Annotated in this window: 16 protein-coding genes; 7 read left to right on the top strand and 9 right to left on the bottom strand. The window is 63.4% G+C overall.

What is annotated here, in order from left to right; genetic code table 11:
* Window positions 1-36: 36 nt before the first annotated feature.
* Window positions 37-750, bottom strand: a complete 714-nt coding sequence (locus tag CKW24_RS24465) for a murein L,D-transpeptidase catalytic domain family protein (RefSeq protein WP_095171006.1) — start codon at window positions 748-750, stop codon at window positions 37-39.
* A 145-nt stretch (window positions 751-895) separates the two neighbouring features.
* Here CKW24_RS24465 and CKW24_RS24460 point away from each other — a divergent pair, with 145 nt between their 5' ends.
* From CKW24_RS24460 to CKW24_RS24450, 3 genes are all read left to right on the top strand, one after another.
* A complete protein-coding gene (locus CKW24_RS24460; RefSeq protein ID WP_095171004.1) occupies window positions 896-2467 on the top strand; it encodes a murein L,D-transpeptidase in 1572 nt (523 codons plus the stop codon).
* A 187-nt stretch (window positions 2468-2654) separates the two neighbouring features.
* Complete coding sequence (locus CKW24_RS24455) at window positions 2655-3353, top strand: AzlC family ABC transporter permease (protein ID WP_095171001.1); 699 nt, start codon at window positions 2655-2657, stop codon at window positions 3351-3353.
* On the top strand, window positions 3353-3664 hold the full coding sequence (locus tag CKW24_RS24450) for an AzlD domain-containing protein (protein WP_095171071.1): 312 nt from the start codon (window positions 3353-3355) through the stop codon (window positions 3662-3664). The genes CKW24_RS24455 and CKW24_RS24450 overlap by 1 nt, the downstream gene beginning before the upstream one ends.
* Here CKW24_RS24450 and CKW24_RS24445 read toward each other — a convergent pair.
* The 6 genes from CKW24_RS24445 to CKW24_RS24420 all read right to left on the bottom strand — a co-directional run bounded on the left by CKW24_RS24445 (window position 3661) and on the right by CKW24_RS24420 (window position 9036).
* Window positions 3661-4569, bottom strand: coding sequence for a MurR/RpiR family transcriptional regulator (locus CKW24_RS24445; protein ID WP_095170999.1), 909 nt, complete (start codon window positions 4567-4569; stop codon window positions 3661-3663). The two genes, CKW24_RS24450 and CKW24_RS24445, sit on opposite strands and share 4 nt — an antisense overlap.
* A gap of 122 nt (window positions 4570-4691) precedes the next feature.
* Complete coding sequence (locus CKW24_RS24440; protein ID WP_095170997.1) at window positions 4692-5456, bottom strand: ABC transporter ATP-binding protein; 765 nt, start codon at window positions 5454-5456, stop codon at window positions 4692-4694.
* 17 nt (window positions 5457-5473) lie between these two features.
* Window positions 5474-6586: a succinylglutamate desuccinylase/aspartoacylase family protein gene (locus tag CKW24_RS24435; RefSeq protein WP_095170995.1), complete on the bottom strand. Its 1113-nt coding sequence runs from the start codon at window positions 6584-6586 to the stop codon at window positions 5474-5476.
* A gap of 9 nt (window positions 6587-6595) precedes the next feature.
* Complete coding sequence (locus CKW24_RS24430; protein ID WP_095170994.1) at window positions 6596-7291, bottom strand: ABC transporter permease; 696 nt, start codon at window positions 7289-7291, stop codon at window positions 6596-6598.
* Between the two features lie 16 nt (window positions 7292-7307).
* The gene (locus tag CKW24_RS24425; RefSeq protein ID WP_095170992.1) at window positions 7308-7997 is read right to left on the bottom strand and encodes an ABC transporter permease; all 690 of its coding nucleotides are present in this window, start codon (window positions 7995-7997) and stop codon (window positions 7308-7310) included.
* Between the two features lie 253 nt (window positions 7998-8250).
* Window positions 8251-9036, bottom strand: coding sequence for an ABC transporter substrate-binding protein (locus CKW24_RS24420; protein WP_095170990.1), 786 nt, complete (start codon window positions 9034-9036; stop codon window positions 8251-8253).
* 194 nt (window positions 9037-9230) lie between these two features.
* On the opposite strand from CKW24_RS24420, the gene CKW24_RS24415 reads away from it, so the two are divergent.
* Together CKW24_RS24415 and CKW24_RS24410 are read left to right on the top strand one after the other, a co-directional pair.
* Window positions 9231-9968 (top strand): tellurite resistance TerB family protein, encoded by a 738-nt coding sequence (locus CKW24_RS24415; RefSeq protein WP_095170988.1) that lies wholly within the window; start codon window positions 9231-9233, stop codon window positions 9966-9968.
* Window positions 9969-10121: 153 nt separating this feature from the next.
* Window positions 10122-10907: a sulfite exporter TauE/SafE family protein gene (locus CKW24_RS24410; protein WP_095170987.1), complete on the top strand. Its 786-nt coding sequence runs from the start codon at window positions 10122-10124 to the stop codon at window positions 10905-10907.
* 50 nt (window positions 10908-10957) lie between these two features.
* Here the strand turns inward: CKW24_RS24410 and CKW24_RS24405 are convergent, their stop codons facing one another.
* Window positions 10958-12004, bottom strand: coding sequence for a class I SAM-dependent methyltransferase (locus CKW24_RS24405; protein WP_095170985.1), 1047 nt, complete (start codon window positions 12002-12004; stop codon window positions 10958-10960).
* Window positions 12005-12525: 521 nt separating this feature from the next.
* Between CKW24_RS24405 and CKW24_RS24400 the strand changes: the two genes are divergently transcribed.
* The gene (locus tag CKW24_RS24400) at window positions 12526-13059 is read left to right on the top strand and encodes a DUF4174 domain-containing protein (protein WP_095171069.1); all 534 of its coding nucleotides are present in this window, start codon (window positions 12526-12528) and stop codon (window positions 13057-13059) included.
* A gap of 28 nt (window positions 13060-13087) precedes the next feature.
* Here CKW24_RS24400 and CKW24_RS24395 read toward each other — a convergent pair whose 3' ends face one another.
* A complete protein-coding gene (locus CKW24_RS24395) occupies window positions 13088-13981 on the bottom strand; it encodes a DMT family transporter (protein ID WP_095170983.1) in 894 nt (297 codons plus the stop codon).
* 133 nt (window positions 13982-14114) lie between these two features.
* Here CKW24_RS24395 and CKW24_RS24390 point away from each other — a divergent pair, with 133 nt between their 5' ends.
* Entirely contained in the window at window positions 14115-14990 is an 876-nt protein-coding gene (locus CKW24_RS24390; protein ID WP_095170981.1) for a LysR family transcriptional regulator, read from the top strand.
* Window positions 14991-15663: the final 673 nt, after the last annotated feature.

The following is a 15663-nucleotide window of genomic DNA, read 5'->3' as shown; positions in this document are numbered from 1 at the left end:
GATGCGCGTGCTTTTGCTTGTCCTGGCGGTGACCCGTTACCCCTTGTTGGCACTCAGGATACTGGCCACCTGGCGCGGCTGGCAGTTGAGGTAGGGCGAGGACTTCAGCCAGCGCTGGTCCGGGTACCAGGAAAACATGAACTGGCCATCCTTGAGTTTATCGATCACCTGGCGCGCCACCTGCGGGCGTACCGCCGGGCAACCCTGGCTGCGGCCGATCCGGCCCTGACGCTCACTCCACAATGGGTTCACGTAATCGGCGGCATGGATCACGATCGCGCGATCGCGGGCCAGATCGTTGAAGCCCGGCTCCAGGCCGTCCATGCGCAACGAATAACCGTGGGCGCCCTGATAGCTTTCCTGGGTGCGGAACAGGCCCAGGCTCGACTGGTAGCTGCCCATGCGATTGGAGAATTGGGTGGCGAAGTTTTCCCCGGACATTTGCCCATGGGCCACCAGGTCGCGCAGCACCAGGGATTTTTTGCGCAGGTCGAATATCCACAGGCGGCGCGCGGTCGAAGGCTGGGAATAGTCGATCACTGCCAGGTGCTCGGCGCGCTGGGCACCGCTGCTGACCGCACATTGCATGGCGCTCAGGGCGCTTTTTAGTGCTTGGGGATTGAGTTCCGGGGCAGCGTGGGCGAGGCTGTTGTATAACGCCTGTTGTGAGGTATTGGCGGCGAACGCCGGAGTACAGATGGCGCCCAGGGTGATCAGTGCCAGGCCAAGCCGGCGCAAAAGGGTAAACATGCGAAGAGAGTCCTCAATGCTATTGTTGGCTCCCGACTTCCTGTCGTGCCCCTGGCGGCCCATGTTGGGCTCGCCTGATTGCTTGCCGCACCTGCTGCAGAGGTCGACCGTCAAATCGTGACGGCCATGGATTGGAGTAAAGCAGTTGTTCAAAAAGCACGCATCTTACTTGAGCCTTTGCCTGCTCGCTGTGCCATTGGTCGCGACTGCCCAGAACGAGTTGGCAGACCACTCCGGGCCGATGCAATTGGCCGTGACCCAGGTGCCGGTGGATTGCCCGGGCCTGAAGCTGCGCCCGGACGCCTCGGCGCAGGCATTGCTGCAGGCCTTCTACCAGCAGCACGACTATCTGCCGGTGTGGACCGACGAGGCCAGGGTCGCGGCCTTGCTGGCGCAGTTCCAGTTGCTGGTCGATGATGGCCTGGACCCCAATCGCTACAGCCTGCCGCCGGCGGATGCGGTCGGTGGCCTGTTGTGCACCGACATCGGCATCAGCCTGCGTTACCTGCAGGCCCTGCGTGAGTTGCATTACGGGCGCCTGCAGCAAAGCCGCTTCGAGCCACTGTGGCATGCGCAGCCGCCCGCGGATGATCGCACGGCCCAGTTGCTGGCGATTGCTGGCCCCGGTGTGCATGACCTGGGTGCCGCCTTCGAGGCCGCACGCCCGTCACTTGAGCAGTACCGCAGCTTGCGCCAGGTGTACGCGGCGCAGCGTCAACAGCCGTTACCGCACTGGCCGCAATTGCCCGCGGGCGCCTTGTTGCGCCCGGGCATGCAGGATCCCAGAGTCCCCGGGTTGGCCCAGCGCCTGGTCAGCGAGGGCTACCTGCCCAGCGTGCCGGCCCATGTCGGCAGCGACTACAGCGCGCAGTTGGCCAGCGCGGTGAAAAACTTCCAGCTCGACCACTCGCTGCAAGCCGATGGGGTCATCGGCGCCGGCACCCTGGCGGAGCTCAACATCAGCCCGGCACTGCGCCGTGAGCAACTGCGGATCAACCTCGAACGTTTTCGCTGGCTGGCGCAGGACATGGAACCCGACAGCCTGCTGGTGAACATTGCCGCGGCCCAGTTGACCCTGTTCCAGGGCGGAGTGCCGGTATGGCAGACACGCACCCAGGTCGGCCGCGCCGAACGGCAAACCCCGTTGTTGAAATCCCGGGTCACGCGGCTGACCCTGAACCCGACCTGGACCGTACCGCCGACCATCATGCGCGAGGACAAGTTGCCGCAGATCCGCCGCGACCAGTCGTTCCTCAGCCGTCAGAACCTGCAGGTGCTGGACCGCAACGGCAATCCCCTGGCGGTGGACGAGATCGACTGGGACAACCCGGGCAATATCCTCCTGCGCCAGAGCGCCGGCCCGCGAAACCCCCTGGGGCAGATGGCGGTGCGTTTCCCCAATCCGTTCTCGGTGTACCTGCATGACACCCCGAGCCAGGCGTTGTTCCAGAAGGGCCCGCGGGCGTTCAGTTCAGGTTGCGTGCGAGTCGAGCATGCCTTGCAGTTACGCGACATGCTACTCAGCCCGGCGGAGCGCTTGCGCACCAACGAATTGCTGGCCACTGGGCTGACGCATGAGTTCAGGCTGACGACACCGGTGCCGATCCTGCTGACGTACTGGACGGTGCAGGCCGACAGCCACGGCCGTCTGTTGTACGCCCCGGACATCTACAGCCGCGACCCGGTGCTGTTGAACGCGCTGGGCGTGACCCTGTAGACAACCCAGGGACATTAACCCCACAAAGTCCTGGCTGTCCCCATGGTTGCAGCGCCCCGAGGACCGTAGGAGCAAGGCTTGCCCGCGATGGCGTCAGCGGGGCTTGCCGCGAATTGCGCAAGATTGTTCAAGACAGCCCGGCGTTTGGCTGGCACATTCAGATCCCCTCTTTTTGTTGTAGAGCACTATGTCTGACACTCTCCTGCCGCGCAGTGCCTTCCTGCGCGGTGCCGCGGCCGTGATGCCGTTGTCCCTGGCGACGGCGCCGTGGGGGCTGCTGGCCGGCTCCATGGCCATCGAGGCCAACCTCACGCCCCTGCAGGGCCAGGGCCTGTCGAGCATTGTCTTTGCCGGCGCCGCGCAACTGGTGGCGATCGGCATGCTCAAGGGCGGTGCGGGGATTTTCTCGATTCTGCTGACCACCTTGCTGCTGACCTCGCAACACCTGCTGTACGGCATGAGCCTGCGCCCGGTGGTGTCACCTTTACCGGCGCGCTGGCGGGTTGGCCTGGGTTTTCTGCTGACCGATGAGTTGTTCGCCCTCACCAGTCAGTTCGACCGCCAGCAGTTCAATCGCTGGTACGCGCTGGGGGTGGGGCTGACGTTTTATATCGCCTGGAACCTGTTCACCCTGGCCGGCATCGTGCTGGGCAGCAGCATCCCGGGGCTTGAACACCTGGGGCTGGACTTCTCCATCGCCGCCACCTTCATCGCCTTGATCACCCCGGTGGTGCGCAATATTCCCACCGTGGTCTGCGTGGCGGTCTCGCTGTTCTGCTCGGTGCTGTTCGCCTACTGGCAAGTGGGCTCGGCGCTGGTGCTGGCCGGGTTGCTGGGGATGACCGCCGGTTTTATCTGCAACAAATTCCAGGGAGCACGCACATGATGGTCTGGGCAGTCATATTCGGCATGGGCCTGCTGGTGTTTCTCAACCGCTACCTGTTCCTCGAACCCCGTCTGCCGGTGCGCCTGAGCAGCAACGCGCGCCAGTTCCTCGGCTTTGCCGTGCCCGGCATGCTGACCGCGATCTGCGGGCCGATCGTGTTCATGCCCGAGCAGCAACTGAACCTGCAGTGGGACAACCCCTACCTGCTCAGCTCGCTCGTCGCCATCGGCCTGGTGCTCTACACCCGCAGCACGCTGATCAGCATGCTGTTGAGCATGGCGTTCTTTTTCCTGCTGCGCTGGTGGCTCTAAGGCTTGCCAGGTTTGCTGCTGCCGGGGATGTGCAGGTAGCTCATCACGCTTTCGGTGAGTTCAGTGGCCAATTTCACCGCTTCCTTGTTGCGTGCCATGACCCCGGCGACCAGCCCTTCGATCAGCGCCAGCACGGCGATGTAGGAGCTGGTCAACACCGGATGATCGGCCGGGGCGAACAGCACGTGCCGGGCGACGTGGGTCAGGGGTGAGGCCGGGGAGTCGGTGATCGCCAGCACCGTAGCGCCTCGCTCGTGGGCAAAGCGCGACAGTTGCAGGGTGTCCAGGGAGTAGCGGGGCAGGGAGATCGCCAGCAGCACGTCGTCCCGGGTGATGGCGGCCAGGCGGTAGGCGGCGTTTTCGTTGCCGCCTTCCATGCTGATGGCCGTGGCGTCGGCGCAGAACGGCATCAGTGTCGAGGCGGCCAGGCCAGCCAGGTAGACGCTGTTGCCAAAACCGAGGATGTAGATCTTGCGCGCCTGGATCAGGCACGTGACCACGGCCTCGAAAGTGTCGGGGTGATTGTTGCTACCGGCGGTATCGAGGTTGCTGGTGGCGCTCTGGATCTGCTCGTGCAGGCCGAACGCGCCACCGGGACGTTGTGCCAGTTCGTTGCGCAGCTTGTCCACGGGCGAGACCATCTGCTGCAAGGTGGTCACCAGCTCGGCCTTCATGCCGCTGTAGCCACCGACGTCCAGGGCCTTGGCCAGGCGATTGACCGCCGCGGGGGAGGTGGCGGTCTCGGCGGCCATTTCCTCGATGGTCAGGGTCGCGGCCTTGAGCGGGTGGCGCAGGATGAAGTCGGCGACCTTGCGCAGTGAAGGCGGCAGGTCCGCGAGGATCTGCGCCAGCTTGCGCATCACCGGGGAGGCATAGACCGTGGTGTTTTTCGGGGAATCAGACATAACCGGCTCGCCATCTACCAAAGGGTTCAAGGGGTCGACAGCGCCCCCTCGACATAAGTGGGTGCCAGTGTAGCCGAAGCGCATCGGCACTGCGTTCGCGACGGCCGGCACCGATCAGCGCATTACTTCAAACTGCCGGCCAGGAACTGTTGCAGGCGTTCGGACTGGGGGTTGGCGAGCACGTCACGAGGCACGCCCCGTTCCTCGACCACGCCTTTGTGCAGGAACACCAACTGGTTCGACACTTCCCGGGCAAAGCCCATTTCGTGGGTCACCACCACCATGGTCCGGCCCTCCAGGGCCAGGTCCTGCATGACCTTGAGCACTTCGCCCACCAGTTCCGGGTCGAGGGCCGAAGTCGGCTCATCGAACAGCATCACCTCAGGCTCCATGGCCAGCGCCCGGGCGATCGCCACACGCTGCTGCTCGCCCCCGGACATATGGGCCGGGTAGGCGCCCCTGCGATGGGAGACGCCGACTTTATCCAGGTAGTGCTCGGCCTTTTCCCGCGCCGCCTTCTTGTCCATCCCCAGCACATGCACCGGGGCCTCCATGACGTTTTCCAGGGCGCTCATGTGCGACCACAGGTTGAAGTGCTGGAACACCATGGCCAGGCGCGAGCGCATGCGCTGCAACTGCCTGGGGTCGGCAGCCTTGAGCCCGCCGGTCTTGTTGGCCAGCAGCTTGAGCGGTTCGCCGTTGAGCACGATCTCGCCGGCGTTGGGTTGCTCCAGCAGGTTGATGCAGCGCAGGAAGGTGCTTTTGCCCGAACCGCTGGAGCCGATGATGCTGATCACATCGCCGGCCCTGGCCTGGAGTGAAACGCCCTTGAGTACTTCGACGCTGCCATAGGATTTGTGCAGGCCGCGAATTTCCAGTGTGTTCATGGTCTTGGTCTCGGGAGTCAGTCGCTGAGCAAGCGACCCTGGCGAATGGGGGTGCTGCCTGCGACCTTGGCCAGCCACAACCCGGGCTGGGCAAAACGCAGGCGTTCTCGGGCGTAGAGGATGCCATCGGTGCTGGCGGTGACCACGCTGTGGCGGTCGGTCAGGGGGTCGAGCACCTCGAACAACGGGTCGCCGATCTTGACGCAGGCGCCCACCGGTTGCAGGAAACTCACCACGCCCGGGTGCGGCGCATAGGCGTACTGGGCTCCGGCAAAGGGCGTCGCTTCACAGCATTCGACCGGCGCGGTTGGCCAGTCACCGCTGATCAGGCCGACTTCGGCCAGGTAGCCGAGGATCTGTTCGGCATCCAGCGCGCAGGTATCGCCCTCGGTGTCGAGCATGCCTCGCAGTTCCACAGTGGTCGCCACACAGGCCAGGGGAATGTTGGCCTGCGGGAAACGTTCGGCCAGGTGCAGCCATGGCACCGCGCAAGCTTCATCGAAGGCATTGCCGCCAGCGTCCTCGGCCAGCAGCACCGCGCCGGCCGCCAGGCGCGCGGCCAGCGAGCGTACCCGTGGCCAGTTCTGGGGCAGGGCGTAGAGCAGCATGATCGACTCGAAGTCGCAGTGCAGGTCCAGCACCACATCGGCGGTGCAAGCGTGCTGCATCAGCAGCACGCGCAGGCCGTCGAGTTCCGACGCGGCGCCCGGCAGTTGATTGAGTGCTTGGACCATGGCCTCGCGAATCAATCCCACGTTGCTCTCGGCATCGCTGCCCAGTTGGCCGGCGACCCGTTCGGCCACCGCATCGGCGAGTGCCGGGAAGTCGCGGTTGAAATTCTTGCCGCTGTTGAATTCGAAGCGCCCCTGGTGGGTGGCCTGGAACATCTGTCCGATGCCAATCGGATTGGCCATCGGCACCAGTTCGATGACCCCATTCAGGCGGCCTTGTGCTTCGAGTTCGCGCAGCCGGCGCTTGAGTTCGACCGCCACACGCATGCCGGGCAGTTCGTCGGCGTGTAGGGACGCCTGGATATAAGCCTTGCGCGGGCCGCTGCCGAAGCGGAACACCGAGAGGGTGCGTTGCGTGCCGCTGGCGCTCCAGGGCAGGACGTGTTGAATGTGCTGCATGGCAATTCCTTAGTGTTTACGTGGGGCCAGGTGCGCCAGCCAGTGGCGCTCGGCGAGCTTGAACAGGCGCACGAGGATGAACGTCAGGGCCAGGTACATCAGGGCGGCGGTGATGAAGGCTTCGAACGGCATGTAGTAGCGCGAACTGACCGTGCGCGCCGCGCCGGTGATGTCCACCAGGGTGACGATGGAGGCCAGGCTGGTGGTTTGCAGCATCATCAACACTTCGTTGCTGTACTGCGGTAGCACCCGGCGCAGCGCCGAGGGCAGCAGGATGCGTCGGTACAGGGTCAGGCGCGACATGCCCATGGCCTTGGCGGCTTCGATCTCGCCGCCGGGGGTCGACCTCAGGCTCCCCGCCAGCAGTTCGGCGCTGTAGGCACTGGTGTTGAGGGCGAAGGCCAGGCAGGCACAGAAGGTCGCGCTGGACAGGTACGGCCAGAGCACGCTGTGACGCACCGCCTCGAATTGCGCCAGGCCGTAGTAGATCAGGAACAACTGCACCAGCATCGGGGTGCCCCGGATGACGTAGGTGTAGAGCCAGGCCGGTGCGTTGAGCCTGGGCGCCCGGGACACGCGCATCAGGGCCAGGGGCACCGCTAGCACCAGGCCCAGGGCCAGGGAAATCAGCAGCAGCTTGAGGGTCAGCAGGGCGCCGCCGAAGTACAGCGGCAGGCTGTCCCAGATCAAGGTGTAGTCGAGCATGGTCAGGGTCTCCCGGTCACAGGTCGGCGGCTTTGATGCCGACCGAATAACGTTTTTCCAGGGTGCGCAGCAGCACCAGCGAGACACTGGTGATCACCAGGTACAGCGCCGCAACCGCGAGGTAAAACGTGAAGGGTTCATGGGTCGCATCGGCGGCGTTCTTGGCCTTGAACATCATGTCCTGCAGGCCGATCACCGAAATCAGCGCGGTGGACTTGGTCAGCACCAACCAGTTGTTGGTGAAACCGGGAATGGCGAAGCGGATCATCTGTGGCACCAGGATCCGCCAGAACACCTGCCAGCCGCTCAGGCCATAGGCCCGGCCGGCTTCGCCCTGGCCTGCGGGAATAGCCATGAAGGCGCCGCGAAAGGTTTCCGACAGGTAGGCACCGAAGATGAACCCCATGGTGCAGACCCCCGCGACAAAAGGGTTGATGTCGATGTATTGCTCGTAGCCAACGCCTTGGGCAATACGGTTCACCAGGTCCTGGCCGCCGTAGAAAATCAGCAGGATCAGTACCAGGTCGGGGATGCCACGAATCACCGTGGTATAGGCCTCGCCCAGATTCGCCAGCCACTTGACCGGCGACAGGCGAAACGCCGCGCCGAGCAGGCCCAGGGTAATGGCCAGCGCCATGGCACTCAGGGCCAGGTTGATCGACAGCCAGGCGCCATCGAGAATGCTCGATCCGTAGCCGTGCAACATGATGAAATCCTCACCCGACACGCGTTGGGCGTGCGGGACGACAGGGGTTGATGACGATCAGACAAGGGGTGAAACCTGTGGGAGCGGGCTTGCCCGCGATGAGGCTGGCACCTTCAACATCGATGTCGGCAGGCCCACCGCCATCGCGGGCGAGCCCGCTCCCACATTGGATCGGGGGCGAACTCACATCTGTATTCCACCCATGCCCGCGATGGCGCCCATGCAAGCAACTCTGCAGTCGCTTTACCCACCTTTACTCGGCAGTCGAACCGTAGATGTCATAGGCGAAGTACTTGCCCATGATCTGCTGGTATTTGCCGTTGGTGCGCAGGGTGTCGATCGCGGCGTTCAGGCGCTCGGCGTTGGCCGTGTCACCTTTGCGCAAGGCAATCCCGGCACCCCGGCCGAAGTACTTGGGGTCGTTGATGTCCGGGCCCACCAGGGCAAAACCCTTGCCGGCCGGGGTCTTGATAAAGGCTTCGTCGGTGTTGACGATGTCCGCCAGGGTCGCGTCCAGGCGACCTGAGGCCAGGTCCAGCGAGGCTTCGCTTTGCGAAGAGTAGCGCACCACCTCGACCCCGGCCGGGGCCAGTTGCTCGGTGGCGTAACGGTCGTAGGTCGAGGCACGCTGCACGCCGACCTTCTTGCCCTTGAGATCCAGCAACGGGTCGTTGATTACCACGTCGTCCTTCATCGCGAGCTTGCCGGGGGTGTGGTAGTACTTCTTGGTGAAGTCGACGGACTTCAGGCGATCGGGGGTGATCGACATCGATGACAGAATCGCATCGACCTTGCGCACCTTGAGCGACGGGATCATCCCGTCGAAGGCCAGGACCACCCACTGGCACTTGATCTTCATCTCATCACACAGCGCATTGCCGACGTCATAGTCGAATCCGCTGATCTCACCTTCCGGGGTCTTGAAGGAAAACGGCGGGTAGGCGGCTTCGATGCCAATGCGCAAGGTGCTGTCGTCGGCGTGGGCGAGGGTGCTGGCGGCACAGAAGGCCAGAGCAGCCAGAAGTCCGGTCGTGTTCATCGTGTTGACTCCGTGAGTAGGGGGCGGATGCCCTTCTTATGGGTCTATGATTGACATGAAATAATTCATTAATCAATACAATGAAAATAAAAATATCAGTTTGGCGCTTTATGTCAGCCAGACGGTCATGGCGCAATGGCTGTGCGGGGCTAGAGTTGCCTGACTGAACTCCTGCCATCGAAGAGGGCACTGCCATGAATACCAGCGATCTGCTTGAACAATTACTGCGCGCCGGCCAGGGCGCGCAGGGCCAACAGGGCGGTGGTGCCGCGGGTGGGCAAGGCGGCCTGGGTGACTTGGGCGGGCTGCTGGGTGGTCTGTTGGGCGCCGGTGGTGGTGGCGCCGCTGCTGGTGCCGGCGGCCTCGGTGGCTTGGGTGGCCTGCTGGGCGGGCTCGGAGGATTGCTGGGTGGCGCGGGGAGCGGCGGCGGTACGACTCAGGGTCGCTCCAGTGGCACCAATTATGCCGCGCTGGCGTCCCTGGGGATGATGGCGTTCCAGGCCTATCAAGCCTGGCAACGCAGCCAGGCTTCAGCCCCGCAACAGGCGCCGCAGACCGTTGACCAGTTGCTCGCCGGGCCGCAGATCGAAGCCCATAGCCATGCCGTGTTGCGGGCATTGATCGCCGCCGCCAAGGCTGACGGGCGTATTGACGACCAAGAGAAGCAGATGATCAGCACCGAGATCGGCCGGCACACCGACGACCCCGACCTGCAGCAGTGGCTCGATGACGAAGTCGCCAAGCCGCTGGACGCCAATGACGTCGCGCAATCGGCCACCGACCCGGCCATCGCCGCGGAAATGTACCTGGCCAGCGTGATGCTGGTCGATCACCAGCAGGATGCCGAGCGCGCCTACCTCGACGAGTTGGCCGCAGCGTTGAAGCTCGATCCGCAATTGCAGGTGCAACTGGAGAAACAGGCTGGCGTGTGAACACAAGCCCCCTGTAGGAGCAGCCGGGATTGAGGCAGGGGGGCTGCACGCGTGGTTATAAAGTCAGATCACATTGATATAAGTGGTTATAAGAAAAATCGCTATGCTGCCTGCCAGTTTTTGCTCGTCACGCTGGTTCTGTAAGGTATGGCAATGGATTTCGGTAATTTGGGTTTTGTAGTTGCAGGCTTGGTTGTCGGATTTATTGTCGGTATGACCGGTATCGGTGGCGGCTCGTTGATGACCCCGATTCTGCTGTGGTTCGGTATCAACCCGGCCACCGCCGTCGGCACCGACCTGCTGTACGCGGCGATCACCAAGTCCGGTGGGGTGCTGGTTCATCAGAAGAACAAGAACATCGACTGGAAAATCACCGGCTGGCTGACCGCAGGCAGTGTGCCGGCCGTGGCCCTGACCCTGCTGTTTCTCACCTTCTTCAACAACGACGCCCAGGCGACCAACGCGATCATCAAGCAGGCCCTGGGTTTTGTGCTGTTGCTGACCGCGCTGGCGATTTTCTTCAAGAAGCAGTTACTGGCCTTCGCCCATAAACACGCGGGCGATCACTATCACCTGAGCGAGCGCAAACTCAATCTGCTGACCATCGGCACCGGGGCGTTGCTCGGGGTGATGGTGGCGCTGACGTCCATTGGCGCCGGTGCCCTGGGCACGGTGGCGCTGTTCCTGCTGTACCCGTTCCTGGCCACCAAACGTTTGGTGGGTACCGAAATCGCCCACGCCGTGCCCTTGACCCTGGTCGCCGGCCTTGGCCACGCGAGCATGGGCAACATGGACTGGCACCTGCTGGGGTTCCTGCTGATGGGGTCGCTGCCGGGGATCTACATCGGCAGTCACCTGACCGGCAAAGTCTCCGACGGCGTGTTGCGTCCGTGCCTGGCGGCCATGCTGGTGTTCATCGGCTACAAGCTGGCGTTCTGATTCAGGGCGCTGGCCGGGCACTGTTGCCGCAGTGCCTGGCCATTGCTCAGTTACTTGCGCGCCTCAAGTATCAGGTTGAACGGAGTTTCCGCCGCCCGGCGGAAGTGTTTGAACCCGGCTTCGCTGAACACGTCCCGCAACCGTGCCTCACCCGCTTGCGCCCCCAGCCCCAGACCCACTTCCTGGGACAGCGAATTGGGCGTGCAGATGAAGGTCGAGGCGGCGTAGAACAAGCGACCTACCGGGGTGCTGTTCTGGTCCAGTTGATCGCTGGCGTAAGGTTCCACCAACAGCACGCTGCCATCGGCCTTGAGCGATCGATAGGCGTGCTTGGCCGCGCCCACCGGGTCGCCCATGTCGTGCAGGCAGTCGAAATAGCAGACCAGGTCGTAGTCGTGGCCCGGGTAGTTTTTGGCGGTGCCCTGGATGAACTGCGCGCGGTCGGCCACGCCGCCTTCTTCGGCGCGTTGGTTGGCGGTGGCGATGGAGGGTGCGTGGTAGTCGAAGCCAACAAAGGTCGAGGCCGGGAAGGCCTTGGCCATGACCACGGTGGAAGCCCCGTGGCCGCAACCGATATCCGCCACCTTGGCGCCGGCTTTGAGCTTGTCGACCACGCCTTCCAGGGCGGGCAGCCATTCATCCACCAGGTGGGCGCGGTAGCCGGGTCGGAAGAAGCGTTCGGTGCCACTGAACATGCATGGGTGGTGATCGCCCCAGGCCAATGCACCGTCGCCGCGCATGGCCGCCAGCAGTTTGTCCTTGTCGTGGTACAGGGCGGCTATTACCCCGGCACCACCTGCGACATACACCGGGGAGTCCTCGTGGGCGAGCGCCATGGCCTGTTCTTCCGGCAGGCGGAATTGCCCGTCGGCATGCTCCATGTAGCCTGAGGCCGCATGGGCGCTGAGCCATTCACGCAACAGCCGGGCATTGCAGCCGGTCTTGGTGGCCAGTGCCTCGGGGGTCACCGGCAGGCTGTCCGCCATGGCGCGATACAGGCCCAGCTCTTCGCCGACGATCACATTGGCGAGCATCGCGGCACCGCCCATGTCGGTCACCAGCTTGCCCATGAAGTCCTGCAGTTTGCCTTCGTCCATAACCGCGCCTCCTGAAAAAGGCCACCGCTGAACCAGGCACACCATGCAGCGACAGCAGCCTGTCAGGCGATGGTCGGATGGATGATCGGGACGACCGTGGGCGAACTGCCTGCCACGCGAATGCCCGGGCATAGACCATGTCCGGGCGTGTTGGACGCGAAGTCGTCGTCCTGCAGAGTTGTCGCTGTGGGGCAGGGCCCCACAGGACGCTTACGAAGTGGCCATTGGTTCCAGCGTCATGAACGTGGTAATGGGCAGGCACGCTGCTGACGGACGCGGATTTGGCTACGTCCCCCTATTGGGAACACTAACAGTGTAGTACGCGTTGTATAGATGCGCCTGGCCGTTGGTCTTGCCTGGCGCTTTGCACGCTATGCCCGTTCCTTTGAGGCTGGCGGGCAGTGGCGGATTAACCCCGCTGACCTAAGCTTGGCAACATGGCGATAGAAATTTCCCACATCAAAACTGGATCTTTCGCCTTGATGCGCAATCATAAGCGTGAAAATCAAAAGGAGATGCGCATGCTCATTCGGTCATTGACCCTCGCTACTTTGCTGGCTGTCGCGGGCCCCTTGTTCGCTGCCGACAACGACACGCCTCTGGCCCAGGAACGCGGCAAGAGCCGGCCGCTGATTGTCATCGCCCCCAGCAGCATCGACCCGACGCTGGTCAACCTGAAAAAATCCCTCGACGACCCGGCCACCAAAAAAGCCTTCCAGGACCGCAGCATGGTGCTCTACACCGTGGTTCAGTTGATGGGCCAGCGCGATGGCAAGGACCTGGATGCGCAAACCACCATGGCGTTGATTCGCGAACTGAAACTGGGGGTCAGCGGTGAGACCAAGGTCATCCTGGTGGGCAAGGACGGCGAGAAGAAACTCGAACACCTGGGCCCGATAGACGCCAAGGCGCTGTTCGAGACCGTCGACCAGTTGCCTGCCGCCGAGAAAGAAGCGGCACCACCGGCACCTGCGGTCGCCGAAACGCCAGCCAAAGGCACCAAGGCCGCCAAGCCTGCCAAGCCGGCGAAACCACCACAGCCGCTGGATGATTGAAACTCGAGCGGGGGTGCTCCTGCATAGGTCATCGACTTGACCAGGCCACCCCCCACCGCTGCTCCAGGTTCATCGCCAGCACGCTGATCAACACCACCAGCGCTCCCACCATCACCATCAATCCCGGCCGTTCTCCCAGCAGGGCGGCGGCAATCAACATGGCGGTGGGAGGTGTCAGGTACAGCGCCATGGCGGCGCGGCTGGCCTCGACCTGGCGCAAGACAAAGGCCCAGGCCAGATAGGCCAGGGCACTGGGGAACACCCCGAGAATCGTCACCGCCAGGTGAACCTGCACCGGTGCCCTGGCCACCGCAGCGCCCAGGCCCGGAAGGAACACCAGCAACAACAGGGTGCCGGACCATACCGTGTAGCAGACCATGGTCAGGCCGCTGTAACGCTGGCAATGGCGTTTGTGCAGGGCGAAGTACAGGCTCCAGGACAGCGCGGCCAGCAGGATCAACAGGCCGTGGGGGTCGATGCTGCCCAGGCCGCGATCACCGGCGACCACGATGCCGGCGCCACACATCCCCAGCACCACACATCCCCAACGCCAGGCGCTGACGCGGTCGTTGAAGATGAAATGTGCCAGCAGCGCGCTGAACAGCGGAGTTGACTGCGCCAGCACGCTGGCGGCGCCGGCACTGACCCCGCGTTGACCGAAATTCAGCGCAATGTGGTGCAGGCTCACGGCAAACAATCCCAGCATGAGCAACAGTGGCAGGTCGCGCAGGCGCGGTAGCTCGATGCCCTTGCAGGCTGCGATCAACGCCATCAACAACGAGGCCACGAGGAACCGCAACAACGCCAGGTGTCCGGGTTCATAGGCGGTCAGGCCGATGCGGATGCCGGTCGGCGAGTAACCCCAGCAGACGATCACAAACAGCACGGCCAGGAGAATCTTCAGGGTTGAACGAGTGGGCATCAGGTCGGCCTGCCAGGTCAGGTGCGCAACGAAGACCGCGACGAGGTGACGGCTTCTGCCCCTTGAGTATTGGAGCCTTACCTATTCACTACAACTGACTTAACATGAGGTGAATGTTCACCTCTGGTGATGTATGGAGCTGGCGCAGATTCGCATGTTCAAGACGGTTTTCGAGACCGGCAGCATTGCCCGTGCTGCGCAGGTGCTGCATTGCGTGCCCTCGAACATCACCGCGCGCCTCAAGTCGCTGGAAAGCGAACTGGGCGTCGAGCTGTTTTACCGGGCGGGGCGGGGGTTGCAGATCAGCCCGGCCGGTGAAATCTTCCTGACCTACGCTGCGCAGATCCTGGCCCTGTCCGAGGAAGCCAAGCGTGCCGTGGATCCCGGAGCGCCGCCGTCCGGGCCGCTGCGCATCGGCGCGATCGAATCATCGGCCAGCGGCCGCCTGCCCAGGTTGTTGGCCCGATTCCATAGGCGTTATCCGGCGGTCGCCCTGGAGCTGACGACCGGGCCTTGGGCGCAGTTGCTCGAGGACACGCTCCTGCACAAGCTCGACGGGGTGATTGTGGCGGTCGACGTCGAGCGACCACTGCTCAAGCGCAAGCTCATGTACCGCGAAGACCTGGTGCTGATCGCGTCGCCGTCTCTGGGACCGTTGCGCGAGGCCGCCGACCTGCGCGGCAAGTCGATCTTCATGTGGCCCTCGGGGTGCCCGTACCGGGCAACGCTGGAGCGCTGGCTGCTAGGGCAGGGGGAGGCCTTGCCGATCATCAGCATTGCCAGTTACGGCAGCATTGTCGGTTGCGTCAGTGCGGGGGCCGGCGTGGCGCTGGTGCCCAGGGGGATTTTCGAACAGTACGGACCGGGCGCCGGCTGGGCCAGCTACGAATTCCCGGAGCTGACGGCCATCGACAACCTGTTCTATTGGCACGAACACTCCCGGCATCACCCGGCCCGGGAAGCGTTCGTCGCGATGCTGCAGGAAGAGTTTGCGACTGCCAGCTTGTAGGTGCGGGCTTGCTCGCGATGGCGGTATGTCAGGCACCATCAATGTTGAATGGACCGGCCCCATCGCGGGCAAGCCCGCTCCCACAGTGGTTCTGGGTGTTCGCAGATTTTGGGTACACCTACTCAACCTGTGGGAGCGGGCTTGCCCGCGATGGCGGTGAGTCAGGCACCATCGATGTTGAATGGGCCGGCCCCATCGCTAGCAGGCTAGCTCCTACATTGGTTCTGGGTGTTCGCAAATTTTGCATACACCCACCAGACCTGTGGGAGCGGGCTTGCCCGCGATGGCGGTGGGTCAGGCACTGATGTTGAATGAGCCGGCCCCATCGCTAGCAGGCTAGCTCCTACATTGGCTCTGGGTGTTCGAAAATTTTGCATACGCCCACCAGACCAGTGGGAGCGGGCTTGCCCGCGATGGCGGTATGTCAGGCACTATCGATGTTGAATGGGCCGGCCCCATCGCGGGCAAGCCCGCTCCCACATCTATGGTTACCCCCTTTTCTGCAATACTGTTTTTGATGTCGTGTTTGGCTTGCTTTCATCTATCCGGCGTCTGAGTGGGGCTGCTACCCCGCGCCTCGATGAGAATCGATGCCCAACGATCCTGATTAGTGAAACGGCCTTTCAGCCGTGTGGGAGCCCAGGGTTGTCGTCAGGCCGGTTGGCCGTTCACG

The organism is Pseudomonas sp. Irchel 3H3 (genome assembly GCF_900187635.1).
Lineage (GTDB): Bacteria > Pseudomonadota > Gammaproteobacteria > Pseudomonadales > Pseudomonadaceae > Aquipseudomonas.
Note: the sequence above shows the minus strand (reverse complement) of the source record. Positions and strands in the feature narration are given on the sequence as shown.

Coding starts and splice junctions, on each gene's coding strand:
- CKW24_RS24465 (WP_095171006.1), bottom strand. CDS start 750: ATGTTTACCCTTTTGCGCCGGCTTGGCCTGGCACTGATCACCCTGGGC.
- CKW24_RS24390 (WP_095170981.1), top strand. CDS start 14,115: ATGGAGCTGGCGCAGATTCGCATGTTCAAGACGGTTTTCGAGACCGGC.
- CKW24_RS24445 (WP_095170999.1), bottom strand. CDS start 4,569: ATGTCTGATTCCCCGAAAAACACCACGGTCTATGCCTCCCCGGTGATG.
- CKW24_RS24410 (WP_095170987.1), top strand. CDS start 10,122: ATGGATTTCGGTAATTTGGGTTTTGTAGTTGCAGGCTTGGTTGTCGGA.
- CKW24_RS24400 (WP_095171069.1), top strand. CDS start 12,526: ATGCTCATTCGGTCATTGACCCTCGCTACTTTGCTGGCTGTCGCGGGC.
- CKW24_RS24405 (WP_095170985.1), bottom strand. CDS start 12,004: ATGGACGAAGGCAAACTGCAGGACTTCATGGGCAAGCTGGTGACCGAC.
- CKW24_RS24455 (WP_095171001.1), top strand. CDS start 2,655: ATGTCTGACACTCTCCTGCCGCGCAGTGCCTTCCTGCGCGGTGCCGCG.
- CKW24_RS24435 (WP_095170995.1), bottom strand. CDS start 6,586: ATGCAGCACATTCAACACGTCCTGCCCTGGAGCGCCAGCGGCACGCAA.
- CKW24_RS24450 (WP_095171071.1), top strand. CDS start 3,353: ATGGTCTGGGCAGTCATATTCGGCATGGGCCTGCTGGTGTTTCTCAAC.
- CKW24_RS24420 (WP_095170990.1), bottom strand. CDS start 9,036: ATGAACACGACCGGACTTCTGGCTGCTCTGGCCTTCTGTGCCGCCAGC.
- CKW24_RS24395 (WP_095170983.1), bottom strand. CDS start 13,981: ATGCCCACTCGTTCAACCCTGAAGATTCTCCTGGCCGTGCTGTTTGTG.
- CKW24_RS24425 (WP_095170992.1), bottom strand. CDS start 7,997: ATGTTGCACGGCTACGGATCGAGCATTCTCGATGGCGCCTGGCTGTCG.
- CKW24_RS24440 (WP_095170997.1), bottom strand. CDS start 5,456: ATGAACACACTGGAAATTCGCGGCCTGCACAAATCCTATGGCAGCGTC.
- CKW24_RS24430 (WP_095170994.1), bottom strand. CDS start 7,291: ATGCTCGACTACACCTTGATCTGGGACAGCCTGCCGCTGTACTTCGGC.
- CKW24_RS24415 (WP_095170988.1), top strand. CDS start 9,231: ATGAATACCAGCGATCTGCTTGAACAATTACTGCGCGCCGGCCAGGGC.